Here is a 2,579-nt window from a genome sequence, read left to right on the forward strand (position 1 = left end):
GAATAATAGAAATATGTTCCATCAATTTTTTAAGTTCCATTTGTTCACCTTATTTATGTAAGGAGTATTTGATCATGTATAAGCAATAAAAAACAGCTTCAGGTAATGAGGAATATCTCAATTTTTAAACATAAAATGCGAATTATTTAGTACAAAAAGTGAACTTCTGATGATCTTTCCCTGTGTTTAACGCAGCCTTCTTTCTTTTCCTCTTCACCCTTAATGTCTTTGCAATCTCTTAATAAATTCAGTGCCATCTTCTTTATTCCAGATATTATTTAGGCTGCGTTTCCTCTTCTTATCCGGCTGGCATCTTCATTCATTTTTACATCTAACACCCAATGAAGACTGTGCTCGATCAGCCAGTGCGCTCTGATAGCATGTGCAAATTCTTTAGCATCCATATCCTTTGATGAAATATAATATCGGATGCTTACACCTTCTGCTGATTTATCTTCTTTCTTCTGCCTGAATGACAATGCTACACAAAGCTTTTTTAATCCCTTCCATTCGAATTCAAAATCACAAAAGTTCAGGCGTTACGTTACTGACAATATGCAAACGTGTTTCTTTTCTTCCATGACTTATCTCCTGCGTACTAAACGAATCGCCTTTATAATTAGAAAACACATTTACAGGAAATTTTTCCTCGAATGCATGATGTAATTTCCCCTGATTGCCTTTTACTGCCAGAAGATAATCTGCTTTTTTATCTTTGATCTTCGAAGCGATATCTTTCTGACAGCCCATAGCATCAATGGTTATCAAATTTTTCTTTAAATACAGTAGGTTAAGCAACTCTGGAATGGCTGTAATCTCATTACTTTTGGCTTCCGTTTTCACCTGCCCCAGTACAACACCATTTTCGTTCGAGAATGCACTCACCATATGGATTGCTCCTTTTCTTTTTCCCTTATCAAAGGAGCCTCTTATGGTCTTTCCATCTATTGCTATAATTTCACCATCAGTGATTTCATGGCACTCCTGCATCCATTCAATAAACATCTTTTCAAAGGCCAAACTGTCAATGTTACTCACAACGCGTGCAATGGTGTCATCGACCGGAATGCCATTATCAAAATCACCATATTTCTTTAGCCATTCAAGTCTTTCATGTCCAAAATCTTCAATTTCCTGCCACTCATCGGCACCTGCAATTACTGCACATACGGTGAGAAACAAAATAGCAGATAATTTATGTTTAACCTTTCCTTGTTGTCGTATATCAGGGATCACTGAAATATAATCAAGCAAACTTTGAATACTCACCTGGGTCCTTTTTTATCTTTTTAGTTATTCCAAAGGTTAAATTTTGATCACCTGTAGGCGTTAAAGCCAAGATGAAAATCGTGATTTACATCACAATTTTCATGATCTTGCCCTGCCCCGTCCCTTGCTCTCATGTCTTTCTGTATGTATTTTATATTTTTCTCTTTCTGGTGTTGTTCATTATGACCATTTACCAATCCAGTCAAAAACTTCATTTTTCAAATTGTTATCATAATAATCAACATCGTAATAGTCTCCATAATTAATTATTTTATAACTAGCCTTCTTGTTTTTATCACTAAAATACACCCGTTGTTTTTTAGCGCAGAACTCCATATTCTCCAGTTTACTAATGTTTTTTAATCGCACGCTATAAAGAATATCATTGAAAAAATTAAGATTTATATCAACCACTCCACAGTGCGTCCTGTAATTATTAACCATTATACTTATAAAATGACCATTCCCTCTACTAATTTTTTGGTCATTAATTATTTTATAAATAATATTTTTTTCAGAAAGATATATCTCAACGCTCTTTGGTGTTTTATGTCCATAAAATACGATGTCAGAATTTGAATTGTTATCAAACCCAAGGTAAACAACAAATAAACAAAGGGTAATTAAAAAAATGACAAGTTTGCCTCTAATAATTTGAAGCATCTGAACTCCCTTGCTTTGCTTTTATTGGATTATCTGCTTTTATACCATCTAACCCGAAGAGTTGCCCAGTGTTATATTTTTCAATACATGCATCGCTACATTTGGCAGAAAAATCGCCACAAGCAATACCGACAGTGTTATTTTTAAGATCCATGATTCTTTCTTTAGCTGGCTGACCTTGTCTATCCCCTGCCGCCTCATGATTTTTACCTATCACGTCAGCTATTGTTGATCCAAATGTCTTAGTCATTCGACACATCAAGTAACAATGTCTCATTGCATCGGCGGCTCCATTATGAGCTCCGCCAACAATAGCATCCATATCATAACCGAACTGGTAAGCACTGTTAGTAATGCTGTTTGCAGCAATCAATCCAGGTACACCAGATACGGCATAAATTAGTCCACCTGATGTCATATTCTCAATCGCATCTAACCCCATTGGGTCTATCACTTGTATGGGATTCAACGGATACTGATACATATTCCATCCACCTCTCAACCCAATCGGGTCCGGGGTGATATACCGCCCCTGCAACGGATCGTAGTACCGGTGACGGTTATAGTACAGCCCCGACTCCTTATCATACTGCTGCCCCGGCAGCCGGTACGGCTGGTGCAGGTGATGCGGGTTCTCCTCATTAAGC

Annotated in this window: 3 protein-coding genes and 1 pseudogene; 1 reads left to right on the forward strand and 3 read right to left on the reverse strand. The window is 37.0% G+C overall.

Going from position 1 to position 2,579, the window contains the following annotated elements; translation table 11 throughout:
* Window positions 1-142: 142 nt before the first annotated feature.
* Window positions 143-1,269: pseudogene (locus FTE26_RS00970) on the reverse strand (ISAs1 family transposase).
* 80 nt (window positions 1,270-1,349) lie between these two features.
* Between FTE26_RS00970 and FTE26_RS00975 the strand changes: the two are divergent.
* Window positions 1,350-1,535: a hypothetical protein gene (locus FTE26_RS00975; RefSeq protein ID WP_122985282.1), complete on the forward strand. Its 186-nt coding sequence runs from the start codon at window positions 1,350-1,352 to the stop codon at window positions 1,533-1,535.
* Here the strand turns inward: FTE26_RS00975 and FTE26_RS00980 are convergent.
* The gene (locus FTE26_RS00980) at window positions 1,450-1,932 is read right to left on the reverse strand and encodes a YdcD family protein (RefSeq protein ID WP_000939262.1); all 483 of its coding nucleotides are present in this window, start codon (window positions 1,930-1,932) and stop codon (window positions 1,450-1,452) included. The genes FTE26_RS00975 and FTE26_RS00980 overlap by 86 nt on opposite strands.
* Window positions 1,916-2,579, reverse strand: a 664-nt coding sequence (locus FTE26_RS00985; protein WP_072184460.1) for an RHS repeat-associated core domain-containing protein, incomplete at its 5' end; no start/stop codon positions are given. The genes FTE26_RS00985 and FTE26_RS00980, both read right to left, overlap by 17 nt.

The sequence above is a fragment of the Escherichia sp. S10b genome, assembly GCF_028421345.1.
Lineage (GTDB): Bacteria > Pseudomonadota > Gammaproteobacteria > Enterobacterales > Enterobacteriaceae > ECMA0423.

Excerpts from the sequence above, each read along its gene's own strand:
- FTE26_RS00980 (WP_000939262.1), bottom strand. The coding sequence starts at position 1,932 with ATGCTTCAAATTATTAGAGGCAAACTTGTCATTTTTTTAATTACCCTT.